This is a genomic window from Paenibacillus sp. OSY-SE, from assembly GCF_000283315.1.
Classification (GTDB): Bacteria; Bacillota; Bacilli; order Paenibacillales; family Paenibacillaceae; genus Paenibacillus_B; species Paenibacillus_B profundus.
Genome location: NZ_ALKF01000196.1, coordinates 125549 through 145447 on the forward strand (window position 1 = coordinate 125549; position 19899 = coordinate 145447).

General features: G+C 51.2%; 18 protein-coding genes and 2 pseudogenes. 16 read left to right on the top strand and 4 right to left on the bottom strand.

The features are described 5' to 3' along the window. Positions 1 to 312: 312 nt before the first annotated feature. Together pdxR and A372_RS36625 are read left to right on the top strand one after the other, a co-directional pair. Entirely contained in the window at positions 313 to 1749 is a 1437-nt protein-coding gene (gene pdxR, locus A372_RS0123410) for a MocR-like pyridoxine biosynthesis transcription factor PdxR (RefSeq protein WP_019423345.1), read from the top strand. A gap of 525 nt (positions 1750 to 2274) precedes the next feature. Then, a pseudogene (locus A372_RS36625) lies at positions 2275 to 2385 on the top strand (PEP-utilizing enzyme); the annotation flags it as partial. A 9-nt stretch (positions 2386 to 2394) separates the two neighbouring features. Here the strand turns inward: A372_RS36625 and A372_RS0123415 are convergent. Next, positions 2395 to 3594: an oxalate decarboxylase family bicupin gene (locus tag A372_RS0123415; RefSeq protein WP_019423346.1), complete on the bottom strand. Its 1200-nt coding sequence runs from the start codon at positions 3592 to 3594 to the stop codon at positions 2395 to 2397. Positions 3595 to 3768: 174 nt separating this feature from the next. Here A372_RS0123415 and A372_RS0123420 point away from each other — a divergent pair, with 174 nt between their 5' ends. The 3 genes from A372_RS0123420 to A372_RS0123430 all read left to right on the top strand — a co-directional run bounded on the left by A372_RS0123420 (position 3769) and on the right by A372_RS0123430 (position 8323). Next, complete coding sequence (locus A372_RS0123420; protein WP_026011254.1) at positions 3769 to 4359, top strand: TetR/AcrR family transcriptional regulator; 591 nt, start codon at positions 3769 to 3771, stop codon at positions 4357 to 4359. Positions 4360 to 4422: 63 nt separating this feature from the next. Next, the gene (locus tag A372_RS0123425; RefSeq protein ID WP_019423348.1) at positions 4423 to 6294 is read left to right on the top strand and encodes an alpha/beta fold hydrolase; all 1872 of its coding nucleotides are present in this window, start codon (positions 4423 to 4425) and stop codon (positions 6292 to 6294) included. A 79-nt stretch (positions 6295 to 6373) separates the two neighbouring features. Further along, the gene (locus A372_RS0123430; RefSeq protein WP_019423349.1) at positions 6374 to 8323 is read left to right on the top strand and encodes a GTP-binding protein; all 1950 of its coding nucleotides are present in this window, start codon (positions 6374 to 6376) and stop codon (positions 8321 to 8323) included. Between the two features lie 104 nt (positions 8324 to 8427). Here the strand turns inward: A372_RS0123430 and pepT are convergent, their stop codons facing one another. Next, a complete protein-coding gene (gene pepT / locus A372_RS0123435) occupies positions 8428 to 9660 on the bottom strand; it encodes a peptidase T (RefSeq protein WP_026011255.1) in 1233 nt (410 codons plus the stop codon). 162 nt (positions 9661 to 9822) lie between these two features. Here pepT and A372_RS0123440 point away from each other — a divergent pair, with 162 nt between their 5' ends. From A372_RS0123440 to pyrH, 10 genes are all read left to right on the top strand, one after another. Further along, positions 9823 to 10110, top strand: a complete 288-nt coding sequence (locus A372_RS0123440; RefSeq protein WP_019423351.1) for an alpha/beta-type small acid-soluble spore protein — start codon at positions 9823 to 9825, stop codon at positions 10108 to 10110. Between the two features lie 216 nt (positions 10111 to 10326). Continuing rightward, positions 10327 to 12117, top strand: a complete 1791-nt coding sequence (locus tag A372_RS0123445) for an ABC transporter ATP-binding protein (RefSeq protein ID WP_019423352.1) — start codon at positions 10327 to 10329, stop codon at positions 12115 to 12117. Between the two features lie 14 nt (positions 12118 to 12131). After that, on the top strand, positions 12132 to 12809 hold the full coding sequence (locus A372_RS0123450) for a response regulator transcription factor (RefSeq protein ID WP_026011256.1): 678 nt from the start codon (positions 12132 to 12134) through the stop codon (positions 12807 to 12809). Continuing rightward, positions 12806 to 13879 (top strand): HAMP domain-containing sensor histidine kinase, encoded by a 1074-nt coding sequence (locus tag A372_RS0123455; RefSeq protein ID WP_019423354.1) that lies wholly within the window; start codon positions 12806 to 12808, stop codon positions 13877 to 13879. Before A372_RS0123450 ends, A372_RS0123455 begins: the two co-directional genes overlap by 4 nt. 163 nt (positions 13880 to 14042) lie before the next feature. Then, positions 14043 to 14423, top strand: coding sequence for a hypothetical protein (locus A372_RS0123460; protein WP_019423355.1), 381 nt, complete (start codon positions 14043 to 14045; stop codon positions 14421 to 14423). A 30-nt stretch (positions 14424 to 14453) separates the two neighbouring features. Beyond that, positions 14454 to 14879 carry an SRPBCC family protein gene (locus A372_RS0123465; RefSeq protein WP_019423356.1) on the top strand — a complete coding sequence of 142 codons (426 nt, stop codon included), beginning with the start codon at positions 14454 to 14456 and terminating at the stop codon, positions 14877 to 14879. A gap of 1 nt (position 14880) precedes the next feature. Continuing rightward, a complete protein-coding gene (locus A372_RS0123470) occupies positions 14881 to 15261 on the top strand; it encodes an ArsR/SmtB family transcription factor (RefSeq protein ID WP_019423357.1) in 381 nt (126 codons plus the stop codon). Between the two features lie 96 nt (positions 15262 to 15357). Beyond that, positions 15358 to 15672: an MGMT family protein gene (locus A372_RS0123475; protein ID WP_019423358.1), complete on the top strand. Its 315-nt coding sequence runs from the start codon at positions 15358 to 15360 to the stop codon at positions 15670 to 15672. A 172-nt stretch (positions 15673 to 15844) separates the two neighbouring features. Next, positions 15845 to 16066: a DUF6597 domain-containing transcriptional factor gene (locus A372_RS0123480; protein WP_157259669.1), complete on the top strand. Its 222-nt coding sequence runs from the start codon at positions 15845 to 15847 to the stop codon at positions 16064 to 16066. Positions 16067 to 16386: 320 nt separating this feature from the next. Beyond that, positions 16387 to 17121 carry a UMP kinase gene (gene pyrH, locus A372_RS0123485; protein WP_026011257.1) on the top strand — a complete coding sequence of 245 codons (735 nt, stop codon included), beginning with the start codon at positions 16387 to 16389 and terminating at the stop codon, positions 17119 to 17121. Positions 17122 to 17411: 290 nt separating this feature from the next. On the opposite strand, the gene A372_RS0123490 is transcribed toward pyrH, so the two are convergent. Further along, positions 17412 to 18539: an ATP-binding protein gene (locus A372_RS0123490; RefSeq protein WP_019423361.1), complete on the bottom strand. Its 1128-nt coding sequence runs from the start codon at positions 18537 to 18539 to the stop codon at positions 17412 to 17414. A 157-nt stretch (positions 18540 to 18696) separates the two neighbouring features. Between A372_RS0123490 and A372_RS34630 the strand changes: the two are divergent. After that, a pseudogene (locus tag A372_RS34630) lies at positions 18697 to 19082 on the top strand (manganese catalase family protein); the annotation flags it as partial. A 166-nt stretch (positions 19083 to 19248) separates the two neighbouring features. Here A372_RS34630 and A372_RS0123500 read toward each other — a convergent pair. Then, the gene (locus A372_RS0123500; protein WP_019423362.1) at positions 19249 to 19890 is read right to left on the bottom strand and encodes an NAD(P)-dependent oxidoreductase; all 642 of its coding nucleotides are present in this window, start codon (positions 19888 to 19890) and stop codon (positions 19249 to 19251) included. Between the last annotated feature and the right edge of the window lie 9 nt (positions 19891 to 19899).

The following is a 19899-nucleotide window of genomic DNA, read 5'->3' on the forward strand; positions in this document are numbered from 1 at the left end:
GTACATGATGTGAACGTCACTATACGTAACCTTAACCGTCATTTTTCATTACATTGCCTAGGCGCAGCTCGGTTCGGCACTGCCGTTAAACCGAATTTTTACACAGCGAATCGCTTCAGCATTATCATAGAGCAGAGTGGATGCCATGTCGCCATCCATTTATGTAGAGGTCAATCATCCATGTTCAACACACTGACACATAGTTGACAAGGTTTCGATGAAATCGGCCTGCGCCGACTAATTTAGTGAGATGTTATACTTAAGTCGTGTGATAAAAATCACAGACTAAGTAAATATAAGAGGTGGATTTCTATGTGGCAACCGGATCGTTCTAGCAAACAAGCGCTATATCAGCAGATTGCCGCATATATGGAGCGCAGAATTTTTTATGGGGAGTTTCCGCCCGGCAGCATTCTCCCTTCGGAGCGTAAATTCGCCGAACAAATAAACGTAAATCGGAGTACCGTCGTTCAAGCCTATGAAGAATTGCGAGCATCGGGAATTATCGAAAGCATGGTAGGAAGCGGTACGCGGGTAAGCAAATATAAATGGGGGGCTCCCAAGCAAACACCGGATTGGCTTCAGTATTTAGAAGGCGGCACCGTCGTGCAGCCGAACCAATCCTTCTTGCGGACCATCCGGGAAGAACTCGATACGGGACGTCTGCTCATCGACTTCGCAAGCGGCGAGCTGTCTCCCGACTTATCTCCAAATGAAGCCATTCGGCTGCTCTTGAGCGAGCATTCATTACATGAGGATTTGGGCTATGACAATCCGCAAGGCTATGTTCCGCTGCGGCAAGCGCTGGTCTCTTATTTGCAGCAATATCGCGGCATCCGGGCAACGGAATCCTCGATCCTTATCACCTCGGGATCTCATCAGTCACTGTATTTGATTACCCAGCGGTTATTAAGCCCGGGCGATGCTGTGGCGATCGAAGATCCGTCCTATTACTATTCATTGCCTATGTTTCATTCGGCAGGCCTTCGCTTGTTCCGTCTGCCCGTTGACGAAAAGGGTGTCTGTCCCGAGGGAATTCTATCGTTGTACCGGGAACATAACATACGCATGATCTTTGTGAATCCGAATTACCATAATCCGACCGGCCGCGTGCTTGATCCGTCACGCCGGGAGAGGCTGCTCGATGTGTGCGGACATTTGGGAATTCCCGTAGTGGAGGATGATCCGTTCAGCTTGACTTCATTCGCGGGCAATCCGCCGCCATCGCTCAAGTCGATTGATGTCAACAGCACCGTGCTCTACATCGGTTCGCTCTCCAAAACAGTGGCGTCAGGCTTGCGCATCGGTTGGATGGTCGCCCCGCAATCGGTTGTGAACCGGCTTACGGACGAGAGACAGCAGATGGATTTCGGACTTAGCGTGCTGCCGCAGCGCATTGCTGCGCAATTACTGTCCTCGGACCATTTTGACCGGCATTTGCAACGGCTGCGGCAGGAGCTGTCGCATAAGCGGAATCTGCTCATTGATGCCTTGCAGCGCGAGCTGCCTGGTGAGGTATCCTATACGCTGCCGCAAGGCGGGCTGCATCTGTGGTGCAAAATAAAGCGGCCCGTCGACGATGGCAGACTGCTGGAGGAAGGTATGAAGCGGGGGGTCGTCTTTGTTCCGGGAAGCGTGTACGGTTCGGAATCGGGCTATGTTCGCTTTACATATGCGCGGCCGCAGCCTGATGAGATCGGCCCGGGCATATCCAAATTCGCGCAAGCGTTGCGCGCTGCAGTTAAATGAATCGCTTGGAAGCCTATGGGTTCATACGACTCCATAGGCTTTTTTTGTACGCTGCCTCATCAAGCATCCACAAGCACGCCGGGACGATGAATTCCGTTGCAGCGATCATTCTGGCATGGAATCGCTCCCTGTTGGCCCCTCACCTCATATTTAAAGAAAAAGCAGGGCGGAAGGCTGCTTCGTATCCTCCGCGTCTCATTTTTCATTGGATTTTATGCAGTAGAAATATCTTGCAAATCCCGTTGCGGCATGTTTCATTGGAATTCATCCAATGGTTTGGACTCGTTTCGCCGCAGTCGCTGAAAAACAGCCAAATCCACTGCACTAAATACAGCCAACATGCCACTTGGCCGCTCAATCTGTACATTCCACTGTACATTATCCAATGGGAACTCACACTGACCTACGGAAAACAATGAAGTTCAACTTATATGTGCTACGCCTCAAGGCGTCAGGTAATGGACACACAAAAGGCAATCTCGTTTGACCAGGTTGAATATGGGCATGTTTCACTAAAGCGGAAGTATGGGGATTCCGGCAGTCGTAGGCTGCGGCAACGCCACAACAAGGCTGAAAACGGGAGATAGGGTCATTGTAGATGGCGGACATGGGATCGTGCAGTTATTGGAGCAGTAATGCCCCCTGTCACAACGGCTTGGGCGGCTTGGGCGTCCCCTCGTATTTGACGACAGGCCATTTCTGTTTGCGCAGCGCCTGCATTAGTTCGGGGCTGGCATGGAGGTGATCACGCACGAGTTCGTGAGGGGTGAGCGCCATCCACTGATTCAGCGATACATCGGCGAAGCGGTCGCTCTGGAACATCTCCAGAAACCACAGGCTTTGATTGCCAGTGTTCTGGATGTAGTGACCGAAGGCGAACGGCACATATCCGACATCGCCAGCCCTGAAGTCAAATGTCCGGGCTTCACCCTCCGCTGCGAAAGCTGTCATGCGTGCAGTGCCGGTGAGGTAGTATTGCCACTCGTCGTTGTTCGGATGCCAGTGCATTTCCCGCATGCCCCCGGGCAGAACCTCGACCAACGCTGCCGCGATGCGGGTCGAAATCGGAAAGTTGGTCGAATCAACAATACGTACCGATCCGCCAGGTGTCTTGATCGGAGTCTGGGCGAGCATGCGGTAAGTCAAGGATAGCGGCACCGTTCCATAAGGATCCGGCACTTTCTGGCTATCTAGCGAGCCGGGCACGGTGGATTGGAAAATGTACCGCTGTTCCGTCGGGATCCCGTCAAAGGCGCTTTCGGGTACGCCAAAATTAGATGCCAGCACGTCCTTAGGCGTATGCGCGAACCAATCGGTGATGGAGAACGTGTCGATATCCGAGAAGCTGCCGTCGTCGAATACGAGCAGAAATTCGCAGCCTTCCTCCAATCCTTGAATCGAGTGCGGAATTCCCGGAGGGAAATACCACAGGTCGCCCGGGCCGACATCGGCAATGAAGTTCCGCCCGTTCTGATCGACCGCGGTGATGCGTGCCCGGCCGAGCAGCATGTACGCCCACTCCGCTTGCTTGTGCCAATGCAGCTCTCGCACGCCGCCCGGCGTCAGCCGCATGTTCACCCCTGCAAGGGTCGTTGCGATCGGAAGCTCCCTGGCCGTCACTTCCCGCGACCAGCCGCCATGATTCAACTGCATGTGGGTATCGGAGAACGAGAACTTCAAGTTAGGGACCGTTCCGGCATCGGTGGCCGGCGGCACCAGCAGATCGGGATTCTCCAAATCACGCATGACATCGCGCGGGCCGAGATCGGTTGCGCCTGCCCCGTCTTTCCTGATGGGCTGCGGCACATTTGCATATGCAGGTTGCTGCGGAGGGAGATAATCCATGATGAAACACGCTCCTTTGTCGTAATGTGAGGATCGATACTTCATTTTAGTAATATGACGTGTTCAGCGGGAGTATGTTGGGTGCGCCCATCATAACGGCGGCTCGAATCCTAAGATAGCGGCCTTAAACTAAAGGGATTGATTTATTAAAAATAGTACTGTATAGTTCTAGTTATGAATCGAAAAAGAAACCAACCATCCAATCGCGATCAGGTCATCCAGACGGCAGCGCAGATGTTTCTGATGGGCGGATATGCTTATACAAGCATGGATGATGTGATGCGGAAAAGCCGTGTGTCGAAATCGAATATTTATTATCACTTCAAGAGCAAGGAGGAGTTGCTGCTGGCCGTCGTCGAATTTTGGGCCGATAGGTATGAAGCCCAGTTATTCGCCTCGCTCGGCCAAAACGACCTTACGGTGGAGAAGCGCATCCTGGCCTTCATGGAATCGCTGGCCGCAGGCTTTACGGAACGGAATCACCAAGGGGGTTGCCCGTTCGTGTCGTTATATTTGCAATGTTCGGAGCAGGCTGAGGCCGTTAGAGAGAGAATATTCCGTTTCTTTGCCGAGCTGCATCCGCTTCTGACGAAGCTGTTCGAACAAGGAGTCAAGAAGCAAGAGTTCCGGGAAGGCATCGGGGCCGATGAGGCGGCTTCGCTGTTCATAGCGGCGCTGGAAGGTTCGCTTGTATTGGCCGAAACAACCCGCGATGCCGGGGTCATCAAACGGACGGCTGTTCATTTTTGTAGAATGCTTCATTAAATGAAGCTTCTTTTTTATTCATAAATAGAACTACGTAGTTCTAAATGGTGTGGAGGAATTGAGATGAGTGTTCTGTTTATCACCGGAGGAACCGGGTTTATAGGCAAGGAAGTTGTCAAACAACTCGCAGAAGGCAGGGAGCGCCTGTTGCTCCTGGTTCGTTCGACGGAGAAGGCTTCTGCCATGCTGCAACGCATGGGATTGGGCGAAGACACGCGTATCACGCTGCTGCAAGGAGACTTGTCCGAACCTGGACTTGGATTGCGTTCGGACGATCGCGAACTTGCGTGTATGGCCGACGTGATCATTCATGCGGGAGGGACAATGAGCATTACGCTCGATCCGGCGGCAGCGAAGCAGACCTTTCTCGAAGGCGCCCGCCATGTGGCGGAGCTGGCAGCAGATATACAGCGAACGAAGGGGTTGCGCCATTTCATCCATATCGTCGGGTACATGAGTCCCTTTCATGATGGCAACGTCGATATGGAGACGGATGTTTTCCAATGGGATGGGTTTATGAAAAAGGAAGGCCCATACGAACGAATGAAGTTTTTGTCCGATCTGTACATACGTCAACAAGCAAAGGTGCATGAGTATCCGTTATCCGTCGTGAACCCGTGCACGCTCGTGGGAGCCAAGCCCGCAGGGACGACGGAACAGACGGGGGGACTAGGCATTCTCGTCGAGGCGTTGCGGCGGAAGATGATGCCGGTCATCCCCGGGGGAACATCGCACTGGCTGCCGATCGTTGCCAATGACGATCTGGCCCGCATCATCGCTTATCTGGCGCGCGATGCCGCACCGGGCGGATGCACTTACAACATTCTCGGCGAGAAGGGAAGGGAGCCGAGAATGCGGGAGCTGCTGACCTTAATCGCCCGGGAATTAAGAGTGCCTGCTCCCCGGCTGTCCGTGCCAGTGTCATTGCTGCGAACCGCGATGAAGGCTGGGGGCAGTCGCCTGACCGGTATTCCCGCCGAGTCTCTATCCTTTATAACCGACCGCTCCTTCCGCACCGTGGAGACGAACGAGCTTCTCGAACGCATGGGGGAGGCTCCTTTAAATACAAGCGACATCCTGCCAATGGCGATTGCCGATCTGGATTATCGCCTGACCTATCCGAACCGTAAGGAACCGGCAGGCTATGTGAAGGAGCGGAAAGGGGACCTGGCCGTGCTCGTAAAGGAGGGAAGTGGAATACCGTGGGTGTTGGTGCACGGCATGTTGAGCGGGGCGGATGATTTGGTTCCCCTTGCCGGACAATTGCATGAGCGGACCGGTAATCCGGTATGGATCGTGGATTTGCCCGGATTCGGCAGATCTCCGTCGCTGCGGCAGGGGGATGCACTGCAAGGCAATGTCGAAGCCCTGTGCCGCGCGATAGTGGATCATCCCGGTCCTATTCGCCTTGCAGGGCATTCATTCGGCGCCGTTCTGGCCGCCAAGGCAGCCGCCGCATTACAGGATAAGGTGCAGCAGCTGTACTTGCTGCAGCCGGTTCTCCATTCGCCCCGCAACCGTATGCGCCGATGGCATAGCACATCCATCGAATGGTCGCGCTTCCTGCTGCAACGTCTTAACACTGCTTCGTTAACAAGAATGCTGCTGCGGGAGGAAGGAGCAATGGAACGTAGCGAGCTGCCGGATGGATATGTCGAAGCGGTCATCCAAGGCCTCTCTTCTCCGCGCATCGCGGCAGCGAATGCAGCCATGCTGCATATGGTGCATCATCATCTGCCAGCCTTGTCGCCAACCGCTCTGCCCAACGTGCCCACAACGATTCTTTGGGGAGCGAAGGACAAGGTGTATAAGATGACGAAGCTTTTTCGTCATGATCCTCGCGTGAACGTAATTCCATACGGGCATCAATTTCCCGTCTTTCAATCGCAGGAAACGGCACAGCTGCTAATTGAGCTGGGCAGCTCAACAGAATGAAACCCCCGTGAGCCCCATTCACGTCTGTGCTATCATGGAAGCAGCAGAAAGCTGCTCTTACAAAATACGAGGTGTCGCCATGAACAAGACAATCGGCATGTTCGCCCATGTAGACGCGGGTAAAACGACTTTGGCCGAACAGCTGCTATATCATACCCGAAGCATTCGGAATCGGGGGCGGGTCGATGACAAGGACGCTTTCCTGGATGGCCATGATATTGAGAAGGAACGCGGTATCACGATCTTTGCGGATCAAGCCGTGATGACCTATAAGGATAATACGTATACCTTAATCGACACACCAGGGCACGTCGACTTTTCCTCCGAAATGGAGCGGGCCGTTCAAGTGATGGACTATGCCATCGTTGTCGTCAGTGCGGTCGAAGGCGTGCAAGGCCATACGGAGACCATCTGGCAGCTGCTAAGCAAGCATAGGGTGCCGACGTTCTTCTTTATTAACAAAACGGATCGGGTCGGGGCAGATGTGCAGCGGGTGTACGGGGACATCCGCTTGAACCTGACCCCGGATGTGTGTGATGTGACGTCGAATGATGAGGCAGGCCGCATGAGCGAGGAACTGATCGCTTTCATTGCCGAACGGGATGATCGCCTGCTTGAGCTCTATATGGAAGAGGCTTATGACCATGAAGTCTGGCTGCATGCGATGAAGGCGATGATGAAGGAACATTGGCTGTTTCCTTGCGCATACGGTTCTGCTTTGCAGGATATCGGCATTGTGGAATTTCTGGAACAGCTGGACACTTGGACGATGACTGAATACTCGAACCAAGGCGCATTTGCAGGCCGGGTCTATAAAGTCCGCCACGATGAGAACGGGACCCGCATCACCTATATAAAAGCGTTAAACGGAGCGCTCCATGTAAGGGATGAGGTTAGCTACTGCCTGGGAGCGGATAGGGCAACCGAGAAAGTGACGTCCATTCGAGTGTACAACGGCAATAAGCATCAAAATGTGGATCGTGTGGAGGCAGGACAACTGTTTGCAGTAACTGGGGTATCGGCAGCTTCAACGGGTGACGGTCTGGGCGCTCTGCAGGAACAGGCGGTGTACGACATCGTTCCTACCTTAACGTCGAAAGTCATCTATCCCCCTTCCCTTCATGCAAAAGAGGCGCTAAGATGCTTTCGCCTCTTGGATGTCGAAGACCCTTCGCTTCATGTCATATGGGATGAGCATGTGCAGGAAATTCATATCCATGTGATGGGCGTCATTCAGCTCGAGGTGCTCGAGCAAGTGGTCAAGGAGCGATTTCAGATGGACGTGACGTTTGGGCCTCCTGAAATTTTATACAAAGAAACGGTCGGATCCACAGTTACCGGCTGCGGTCATTTCGAACCGTTGGGACACTATGCCGAAGTTCATGTGAAGCTGGAGCCAGCCGCACGGAACAGCGGGATCACGTTCACAAATGCATGCCATCCTGACGTGTTGACGGTTAATTATCAGCATGTCATCGAGCAGCATCTGATGGAGCGAGATCATCATGGGCTGCTGACTGGATCGCCAGTCACGGACCTCCACATTACGCTGCTGAAAGGCCGGGCGCACAATAAGCATACGAGCGGCGGAGATTTCCGGGAAGCAACGTATCGGGCACTCAGGCAAGGGCTGGAGAATGCGGACAACATGCTGCTTGAACCGTATTACGATGTGAAGATTAAAGTGGATATCGACGATATGGGAAGAGTCATGACAGATATTCAGAAGGCGTACGGCCGGTTCGATCCCCCTAAGTTCGCTGGCGGCAAAGCCGTTATTGCGGGTAAAGTGCCGGTGGCTGCGTTTATGAATTACAGCGCGGAGCTTGCTTCATTTACACAGGGCAAGGGGACGATCCAGCTGATGTTCGGCGGTTACGGGGAATGTCATAATCGAGAAGAAGTCATTGCCAAGAAAGCATACAACAAAGATGCCGATCCGGCATATACGTCTTCGTCCATGTTCTGTTCGAAAGGACAAGCGTACAGCGTGCCGTGGGATGAGGCCGAGCAGCATATGCACGTATGATGGCAGCAGGAAGCGCGATCTTTTTCCGATGAAAAGAAGAAAGGCCATCCGTTCCGGATGGCCTTTAGGCGCCTATTCGTGTGTGCGATACGCTTAAGTAAGTGTTACGCTTTCTGTTCGAATAGCTTGATGACTTCAATGACGACGTCTGTCGCTTTCAACATATTGTCGACTGAGACATATTCGAATTTGCCGTGGTAGTTCTCGCCGCCCGTGAAAATATTCGGTGTAGGCAGCCCCATGTAGGAGAGCTGCGAGCCGTCCGTGCCGCCTCGAATCGGGGTGACGTTCGGTTCGACGCCCACATTTTTCATCGCTTGATAGGCAATGTCGACAATCTCTTTGACCGGTTCAATTTTTTCCTTCATGTTGTAATATTGATCGCTCATTTCCAGGATGATGTTTCCCTGTCCATAAGTCGCTTGCAGGTCTTTCACTATCGTCTCCAAGTTAGCTTTGCGGGCGTTGAAATGATCTCTGTCAAAGTCTCTGATGATGTAGCGCAGCTTGGTCAGCTCCACGTCACCACTGATGGAGATCAGATGATAGAAGCCTTCGTATCCTTCCGTCGATTCCGGGGCTTCTTCTGCTGGCAGTCTTCCGTTCAGCTCCATCGCGATTTTGGCGGCATTCACCATCTTGTTCTTCGCCGTTCCGGGGTGAACGTTCTTCCCTTTAATCGTAATCTTCGCTTGTGCAGCGTTGAAGCTCTCATACTCCAGCTCGCCGAGCGGTCCTCCATCCACGGTATAGGCATACCGGGCGTCGAAGGCGGCTACGTCGAAGCGGTGCGGGCCTCTTCCGATCTCCTCGTCCGGCGTAAAAGCGATCCTTACTTTGCCGTGCTTGATCTCAGGGTGGCGGATGAGATGCGCCATCGCCGTCATGATTTCGGCAATGCCGGCTTTGTTGTCCGCCCCGAGCAGTGTCGTTCCGTCCGTCGTAATTAACGTATGGCCCTTATAGTTGGCCAGCTCCGGGAAGTCCTGCGGCGACAGCACGATGTTCAGCGCTTTATTCAGCACAATCTCGCTTCCGTCATAGTTTTCTACCATTTGCGGATTGACGCCCGCGCCGGTAAAATCAGTCGCCGTATCCATATGGGCCAAAAATCCGATCGTCGGCACTTCTTTCTCCGTATTGGAAGGAAGGGTAGCCATAACGTACCCGTTTTCGTCCATTGTAACGTCTTCCATGCCGATTTCTTTCAATTCGTTAACGAGCATCCGGGCCAGATCAAGCTGTCCCGGCGTGGACGGGCAAGTGTCGCTGTCGTCATTGGATTGCGTGTCCACTTTTACATAGGTCGTAAATCTTTGAATGATTTCGCTTTTCAATCTATCGTCACCCCAACTCATAGTTATATATCTCCATATTAACATGAACGATGCGCCAGTACTCGTCACTTTAGAGTCACTTTTAGAACTTCACATATTATGAACAGGCAGGGGAATGTTATGAATATAAAATGATTTTAGACAAGCAGGAGGTATATTGGTATGGCCAGAAGGAGCCGGCGGAAGCTGCTCGTTACAGGGGCAGAACAAGGTGTCAATGCATTCAAGGCAGAGGTGATGCGGCGCGAGGGCTTCGCTGTCGATCCGAATCGCCCGGATGACGTCAAGTACGAAGTGGCCAAGACGTTGGGAGTGCCCTTGCAGCCAGGCAGCAACGGGGAATTATCTACAGAGTCAGCTGGCCGCGTAGGGGGGCGCATTGGCGGTACGATGGTTCGCGAAATGATCCGTCTCGCGCAGGAAAATTTGGCGAAGCAGCCAAATAAGTAGGGGACGGTCTGCGAAGGAATGTATAGGGGAACACATCAAGGGTGACTGCGTCGATGCAGTCGCCCTTTTTCTCTAGAGATCGACAGCATCCATGATTTCCCGCAGTTCATATTCAGTTCATAATAGATTGATAAGTTAACGACAGAGAGTAATGACAGAAGGCCGTAAGATGAAAAAAAACGGCTAGCATGAAGAAGATAGGGGGAAGAGAAATAGATGAGGGAAGCAAGGGAAGCAAGGGAAGCAAGGGAAGCAAGGGAAGCAAGGGAAGAAAAAACGTCAGGGAATTGGCGGCAGTTCGTTCGTCTAATACAACAGACGAATCCGTCGAAGCTGTTGTTAATCATTGCGCTCTGCATGAGTGTAGCTACGACAGGGGTAGGGTTCGTCGTGCCGTTATTCACGAAAAATCTGGTCGATGGCTTCTCGATGGAGTCCTTGAATCGCTGGCAAATCGGCATGCTGGTCATTGCCTTCGTGATACAAGCTGCAGCGAGCGGCTTGTCCATTTACTTGTTGAATCGGGTAGGGCACAGGGTCGTGGCGAACTTGCGGGATCAATTGTGGAACAAGCTGCTCCGCCTGCCTATTTCGTATTATGACAAGCACGACACTGGAGAAACGCTCAGCCGGGTAACGAATGACACATCGGTTGTGAAAGAACTGATTACCGAGCACTTGGCGGGCTGCCTGACAGGCGTCATTTCGATTATCGGGTCTGTCACGATATTATTATTCCTGGATTGGCAGATGACATTGGTGATGCTGCTGGCCATACCGCTGGCGATGCTCGTGTTGATGCTGCTCGGGAAGAAGATGTTCGCCATCTCGAAGGGGATGCAGGACGAAACGGCACGGTTCACTGCCGTACTCAATCAGGTATTGCCTGAAACCCGTCTCGTCAAGGCTTCCAATGCGGAGCAGATCGAATATGACAGAGGCAAGTCCGGCATTACGAACTTGTTCCGGTTCGGATTGCGCGAAGCGAAAATACAAGCGATTATCAGTCCGTTGATTTCGTTCATTTTAATGGTCGTGCTTGTCGCGATTATCGGTTATGGTGGCGTGCGCGTATCTTCCGGAGCGCTCACGGCTGGAGATATGGTCGCCTTCATCTTATACTTGATTCAGATTATTATGCCGATGACTCAATTAACGATGTTCTTCACCCAATTGCAGAAAGCGATGGGCGCAACGGAGCGCATCATTACCGTGCTTGACCATGAGGAAGAAGATCTGCATGCAGGCAAGCAGCTGACTGAAGTGAATCAACCGATAATCTTGGATCAGGTTGAGTTTGCATATGAAGAAGAGACGATTTTGTCGGAGATGAATTTTACGGTCGAACCTGGCAAAGTCACGGCCATTGTCGGTCCGAGCGGCGGCGGGAAGACGACGCTATTCTCGCTCCTGGAGCGATACTACGCTCCGACGAGCGGCGTCATTAAGCTGGGAAATACACCGATTGATGAGTATTCTCTGCAATCTTGGCGCAGCCAGATCGGTTACGTGGCACAGGAAAGCGCGCTGCTGTCCGGTACCATCCGCGATAATATTGTGTACGGTACCGATAGAAACGTAACGGAGGACGAATTGGAGCGGGCAGCGCAGATGGCCTACGCGGATCAGTTCATATCCGAGCTTCCGGATCAATATGAGACAGAGGTCGGGGAACGGGGCATCAAGCTATCGGGAGGACAACGTCAGCGTATCGCGATCGCACGTGCGCTGCTGCGCGACCCGCAGATCTTAATGCTCGACGAGGCCACTTCGAGTCTGGACAGCAAGTCGGAAATTTACGTGCAGAAGGCGCTCGATAATTTGATGGAGGGAAGAACGACGCTTGTCATTGCGCATCGTCTCTCGACAGTAGTCGATGCCGATAACATTTTATTCGTGGAGAAAGGTCGCATTACCGGAAGCGGCACGCATGAGCAGCTATACCAAACCCATGACATGTACCGGGAATTCGCTGCCCAGCAGCTGCGCATTCAAGAGCGGGAATGAAAGGAATCTGCGCGATGGCTAACCTATTAATTGTAGATGATAATGCACATATTCGAGAACTTGTGCAAGTCTGTTTGCGCAATGAAGGCTTCGACGTGCTTGAAGCGGCGGACGGTGTCGAGGCACTGTCCACGCTCGAATCCGTCAAAGTCGATATGGTCATTATGGATATTATGATGCCGAATATGGACGGGTGGGAGCTATGCCGCGAGGTACGCCGCTATTACGAGGACATGCCGATTCTCATGCTGACGGCCAAGGGCGAGACGACACAAAAGGTCAAAGGCTTCCATCTAGGTACAGATGATTATCTCGTGAAGCCCTTCGATCCAGCCGAGCTGATCGTAAGGGTGAAATCCTTATTAAAGCGGTACCGTATTTCGGTTTCGCAAACGGTCGAAGTTGGCACGATTTTCATGAATCGAGGCACGTATGAGCTGCGCAGTGATGGTGAACCCATGACCTTGCCGTTAAAAGAATTCGAGTTGCTGTACAAACTGGCGAGCTATCCGCAAAAAACATTTTCCAGAGAGCAATTAATTGAAGAAATATGGGGATATGACTACGAGGGCGACGAGCGCACCATCGATGTTCATATTAAGCGGTTGCGCGAGCGGTTCCCGGAAGAGCGATATGGCTTCAAAATTCGCACCATTCGCGGCCTCGGGTATCGATTGGAGATCGGTTCATGAAGAAGGGCGAAGCCATTCTTAAAATAATGGGCGGTGTCTGCCTTGTTGTGGCAGTGGTGACGATAGGAACCTGGATTGCATTCTATGGCACCGAAGCGCTTTATAAGTATATAGGCATACATCTTTACAGCTTCGCTGCCCAATGGATTAATGTGCTGCTCGTCTTTTTTATTTTTGGATGTACGATGTATCTTATTTCGCTCATTGTAGGCAAGAAGCATTATAAGGTATGGGATAAAATCATAGAGGCTTTACGGAAAATCTCCAGGGGAGATTTCAGTGTCAGTCTGGACATCCGTTCTAATGAAAACGACCCGCTTGGCAAAATTGTGAGCACCATCAATCAGATGGCGGTCGAGCTTGGCGAAATGGAAAAAATGAGACAAGACTTCATCTCCAACGTGTCGCATGAAATTCAGTCTCCGCTCACTTCGATTCATGGGTTTGCCAATGTGTTAAAAAGGGCTGACCTGACGCATGAAGAACGTCAACATTATGTCACCATTATCGAGATGGAAAGCAATCGTTTATCAAAAATTAGCGAAAACTTATTAAAGCTCACTTCCTTGGAATCACAGCATCATCCGTTCGAGCCGACACGATATCGGCTGGATAAGCAATTGCGGAACGCCATGCTGGCGTGTGAACCGGCTTGGCTGGAGAAGGACCTGGAGATGGAGCTCGAATGTGAAGCGATTACCGTTACGGCCGACGAAGATTTAATGAGCCAGGTGTGGAATAATCTCATTACGAATAGCGTAAAGTTTACGGCGAATGGCGGAACGATTCGGATACACGTGTATGCACGGAGCGGGAACGCGTTCGTAGCTATATCGGATACAGGAATCGGTATGAACGACGAGGATATGAAGCGTATATTCGAGAGGTTTTACAAAGCGGACAAATCGAGAACCTCTGAAAAAGGAGGAAGCGGCTTGGGGCTGTCCATTGTCAAAAGAATTGTAGAAATGCATGAGGGCAGCATCGCAGTACAGAGTAAAATAGACGCAGGAACCTCATTCGAGGTCGTGCTGCCGTTAGAAGCATCATCACAGTCTTCGTCGAGATAACCCCTCAGGATAGGCAGGGAGATACAAGCTGTCGACCCGAGGGGCTGTTCGTTATGAAGCCTTCGTTTTTATTGAAGCGGCTTCATCATTTGACATGAAACCAAAAGGTGTCATATAATACGAAACGAAACCAAAAGGTGTCATAAAGGAAGGGTATGATCCGATGCAAGCTGAATTATTGAAGAAGCTGCGCTACAAAGCAGGACGAGCTGCCGTGCTGAACGCGCCCGAAGGATATCATCTTGGCGTAGAAGATGGGACGGAAGCAGCGGGAAGGTATGATTTTGTCCAATTGTTCGTGAACGATGCGCAAGAGGTGGATGCATGGATTCCGAAGGTCCTTCCGCTTTTGAATGAAGAAGCAGTGTTCTGGATTACGTATCCGAAGCAAAGCTCAAAAGTCAAAACAGACATAAACCGGGATATTCTGGCTGCGATGGTGCAGAATAGTACAACATATCGAGTTGTCAGCAACGTGGCTGTCGATGAAAAGTGGTCGGCTCTGCGATTGCGCCCGCAGGATAAAGTAAAGAGCAAAACATAAATGTTACAATCAATATTTGGAGGTTTCGTTATGGAACACAACTCGAATAATACATTGCCGGACATTCGTCAGACGTTGGTGCTGAATGCTCCGATTCAGAAGGTATGGGATGCGGTTGCCACATCGGAGGGAATTGCTGCTTGGTTCATGCCCAATAATTTTCAGCCTATTGAGGGATACGAGTTCGAACTGAACGCCGGTCCGTTCGGCATGTCGCCATGCAAAGTGACGGAAATCGCTCCGCCTAACCGCTTGTCTTTCAACTGGGGCAAAGATTGGACCCTCACGTTCGAGTTAGTCGATCTGGACGGAAAAACAGAGTTTACACTCATCCATGCGGGCTGGGATGCTGACAAGGTGACCGAATTCGGGCAATCCCATGCAATGGTGCGCGACAGAATGAATCAGGGATGGACAGGGCTGCAGCAATCGCTGGCTGCCTATGTTGAGGCATGAAATGACGGCATCATTACCGAAGCATGACGTGTTCCAGGCTATCGCCGATCCTACACGCCGCCAATTGCTGGAGCTGTTGAGCGATCAGGAGATGCCCGTCACCGTCATCAGCGGCCACTTTCCGATGAGCCGGACGGCCGTGTCCAAGCATTTGCGCATCTTGGCGGATGCGGGACTCGTCAAGGACCGCAAGGTCGGCCGGGAGACGCGCTACCGCCTTGACCCGGAACCGCTGCTTGAATTAAAGCGATGGCTCGCTTACTACGAGCGGTATTGGGAAAATAAGCTATCCGTGCTCAAGCATCTGGTGGAATCGGACGAGCCGAACGGTGCGGCTCCATTTCCCCCGCTTACCGTCATCGAACGGAAGACAACGGAATAACGGCGATATAAGCAAGAGAGGTGCGTAATCCGGCCTCTCTTGTCCTTTGAAGCCCGACTAGATGATGACACATGCATGAAAGGATAAGAGAGCTGAATGCAACCATTTACAGCAACAGTCATTGAAATTATTCAGGGAATACCAGACGGGAAAGTCATGACGTATGGGCAAATAGCAGGCTTGGCCGGAAGTCCCCGGGCGGCAAGACAAGTCGTTAGAATTCTTCACTCTATGAGCGATAAATATCATCTTCCGTGGCATCGGGTCATCAATTCATTAGGCGAGACTGCGATCAAGAATGATGAAATGAACGCTTTGCAACAGCTGTTTCTTCAGAGTGAAGGCATAGAAATCAGTGTAGATAACCGGATAAATTTGGAATTATATCAGTATCATCCAGAGCGATTCTAGTGGAAGAATTACATGGGCCGGTCAAAGAGGAACGATTGTAACAAAAGCAGGAAAAAAGTCTGGCGTAACCGTAAAACGAACCCTCCAAATTGAGGTACATATTCGACAGGTTCATAATTAAAATCTCGATCACTATATTTGAGTTCTACGTGTCGACATTTGAAATGGAGCGATGAACACGATGCAGGACTATCCCAAAGGTGTTCTGCGTGGAAAAGCGGCGGAGCATAAATTCACTCTGAATCGATATCGTCCGGGGGAGGACACTGGCTTCTTCGTGGAGCGTTATTGGGCTATCAGCTGGGACCTGAGAGGAGAGGAGCCGCACTTGCAGAATAAGCTGCCTTATCCTTGTGTCAATCTGGTCGACAATTCGCAGCATCCATCCTATTAGTAGAAGACGAAACGAACAGGGTCGAGCTTGCCGAAGCATTCATCACCCATATCCTGCCTCAGCAGGATGAAAACGTGCGAGTCATTAAGCAAATTGTCGACAAAACGGATAATCGAGAAGTACAAATTTTGTAGAGTATAAGGGTTGCAATTCATTACCCGATACTATAAAATTGGAAATTAAATGCACATGGAAGGTGGGGGAATATGTTAAAGACCGGGATAAAGCAAACCTTTGATCCGATCGTTCATATTCCTTTTTTCGACACTAAAGCAGTCAATGCTTTAGTGTTTTTTATTTTCTTGGGAGGTGTGGCATCGATGAGGTACAAAAGGGTTCTTATCAAGCTTAGCGGCGGGGCCGTTGCGGGGAGCAGCGAATTTGGGTTCGATCCGGAGAGGCTGGAGCACATTGCGAACGAGATATTGTCCGTCGTTAGCATGGGGGTCGAAGTGTCCATCGTTATCGGAGGAGGCAACATTTTTCGAGGCAATATGGGCGAAGCTTGGGGCATCGAACGAGCGGAGGCCGACAATATCGGAACGTTGGCGACGGTCATCAACAGCTTGATGCTTAGAGGCGTATTGAAGTCGAAGACGAAGACAGAGGTGCGGGTGATGACCGCAATTCCGGTCACGTCTGTGGCTGAGCCTTATATCCGTTTAAGGGCCATTCACCATTTGGAGAAAGGGTACATCGTCATCTTCGCGGGAGGGAACGGTCAACCGTTCGTGACGACCGATTATCCTTCGGTACAGAGAGCCATTGAGGTGAACTGCGAGGCGATATTCGTGGCCAAGCAAGGGGTGGACGGCGTGTACAATCAAGACCCGAAGCGCAATAAGGATGCGCTGCGATACGCCTCGCTACATTATAACGATGTGATTCAACATGACCTGCATGTCATGGACCAGTCCGCATTCATTCTCGCTAGAGATTACAACATCCCGATTCATGTATTCAACTTCGATAAGCCCGGCTGTATGACTGAAATCATGGATGGCAAGAACACGGGGACTATCATCAGCGGTGATTCTGAACTAAGGCTTAGTTAAGTGAACATAATGAACCCCCCTGCATCCGCTTGTTGTGCAGGGGGCGAACCCTTAGAAACAATTCCATTGGAAAACATACAGGCAAATGTGCGAATTTGGTGGCTGAACGGCCTGTGGACTGTATTTTGTGCAGTGGCACTGGCTATTTTTAGCGTCTGATAAGGTATGAGTGACAAACCATTGGATCATTTCCAATCAAACCCGCCGTAAAGAGGAAAACGCACTCGTTTCGCTGTACATAATCCAATGGAGGATGAGACAAGGTCGGATACAATCCTGAAATTAGCTGTCTACCGCCCGTTAAACACACGAATCGCCAACTCAGGGTAAGCTTGCGCTATTTCATTCGCATGCTTCGTTAATACGCCATAATCGAACGGGGAACGGAAAATGTCGCTGTCTGGCAGAAAGGTGACGCTCGTTCCCGTTTCTTTCGTTATGCCTACGGTCATGACACCGGTTTGTGGAATGCCGTGCTTATAATCTTGCCGGAACACAGTTCCTTCCCGCCGGATTTCAACCGAGAGCGCAAGGGAGAGTGCATTGACGACAGACATGCCGATGCCTCTCTCGCCTCCGGGAGCTATGATGGATGCGCTGGCGCTTAAGCGGCCCATATCCGTAAAGACAGACTGAACCTGAGACGTATCGGTGTTCGGCAGAGCCTGCACGGGAATTCCGCGCCCGTTATCGGCCACAGTGATGCTTCCATTATCATGCAAGAATAGGCTTACTTCGCTGCAATACCCAGCTTGATGCTCCAGTATACTGTTCTCTACGACGGCCCACAGCAGATGATGGGGGTCATACTCCTCCTTCGATTGACCCAAGTACGATCCAGCGTTATTTCGGGCTTCGGCCATGTCCATATAGTCAGTCGTATCTAACAAGTCTGAGGCAGCTGCCAGCAGCAGCAGCAGCGGAAGCGCCCGGTGACCGGGAACGGAATAGGATCCACCCCGTTCCTCCTGAACAAGCAGGTCGGCCCCCGACAAGGCTTTGATATGGTGGTAGAGCTGGCCAGTCGTGCCCATATTCAATCGTTCAACCAACTCAGTGCCAGTTAGAGGTTCCCTCAGAACCGAGCGCAGAATGTCCAAGCGCTGCTTATGGCCGAGGGCCGCCAGCACTTTGGCGACCTTGTCGCCGTCCAGCTCCAACAGCTGGCTTACACGCCTTTCTTGGGGCTCCCATCTGAACTGCCCTTTTTCACCACAGTATTGACCCGAATAAAAGACACCGCCAAGTTCTCCTTCTCCATCCTTGTTCTTGAACAGCTCCTGAGTTGCTTCATCTGTCGCCACTCGCGCGTCTTGGGACGCGTTTCCAGCTGTCAGCTGTCTGACAAGCTGCTGCAGCTCCTTCATTTGCACTTTCAGTGCGTCTAATTCCGTTTCCAAATTACGCGATACGGTCACGGGAATCCCTCCAACTTTAATTACTTAAATACGTAATTACGTAACTACGTAAATAATAACACACAGCATTCCGTTTGTAAATCATATCCAATCATTCCTGCTGATGAAATATAATCTGCCAATGAAATGTGTAATTGCTCGATTTCATTTCAAAGTAAATGATATCGGGACAGAGGAATTGGCCCATCTGGAAATGGTTGCGACGATGATATACAAACTGCTTAAGGATGCTACAATTGAGCAGTTGGAGGCGGCTGGGCTAGGTGGATATTATGCCAACCACGGCCGGTCGCTATTTTATCAGAATGCGGAAGGGGTGCCTTGGACCGCGGCTTACATCCAATCGACCGGCGATCCGATTGCAGATTTATGTGAAGATATCGCGCTGGAAGAAAAGGCGCGGGCGATGTATCAATCGCTCATCGATCTGAACGACGATGTCGATCTGCAGGATGGACGGAAATTTTTAAGAGAGCGTGAAATGTGCATTCGCTTCGATTTCGTGAAGCGGTAGAAATTTTGAAGGAAGAAGAGAGCTGTTGAAAATAAACTCCACATTGAATTGGTTGCAGATGTGCCGCCCTTTCAGGGGTGGAGTTTTTGTTTGCTGCCAAAGTAAAAGCCGACTTCTCCTGTAGTCAGGAAAAATCGGCTTTTACTTTTTGGGAATGAGTCTACCGCACTTTAATGCGGTAGGGGTGACTTTCCATTATTCTGCTTCTGCAACCAAAGTAAATCGTTCGTTAACGTGCTGAGGCTGTTCGATCTCGTCCAGAACGGCAATCGCATAGTCCGCGTAGCTCACATAGCTGTTGCCTTTAGCGTTCACCATCAGATTATCATTGCCTTTTTGATAAGAACCGGTTCTTTTGCCTGCTGGGTCAAAGAATGCAGCCGGGCTGATGAAGGTCCATTTGATACCGCTCGACTGTTGCAAATCCTGAAGATTTTTCCCTTGGTTCGATGCGGTTGCCGCATACTCTTGCGGGAACTCTGGCGTATCAATAAGACGGGTCGTCTTGGCTTCATCGACGAACAAGCTGCCGGCGCCGCCCACCACGAGCAATCTGGTGTCAGACGCTCCTTGCAAGGCTTTAATCAATGCTCTTCCTGCTTCCACGTGCAGATGCTCTTGTCCATGTGGTGCTCCAAAGGCGTTCACGACCACATCAAATCCTTTTACATCATCTGGTGTAAGGGAAAATACATCTTTTTCGATAACAGACACGCTGCTGTCCTTCATTTTGGATGCGTCGCGCACAATCGCCGTCACTTCATGTCCTCTGTCTACAGCTTCTTTTACAATCAAGCTTCCCGCTTTACCGCTTGCTCCGATAACTCCGATTTTCATAATTCCATT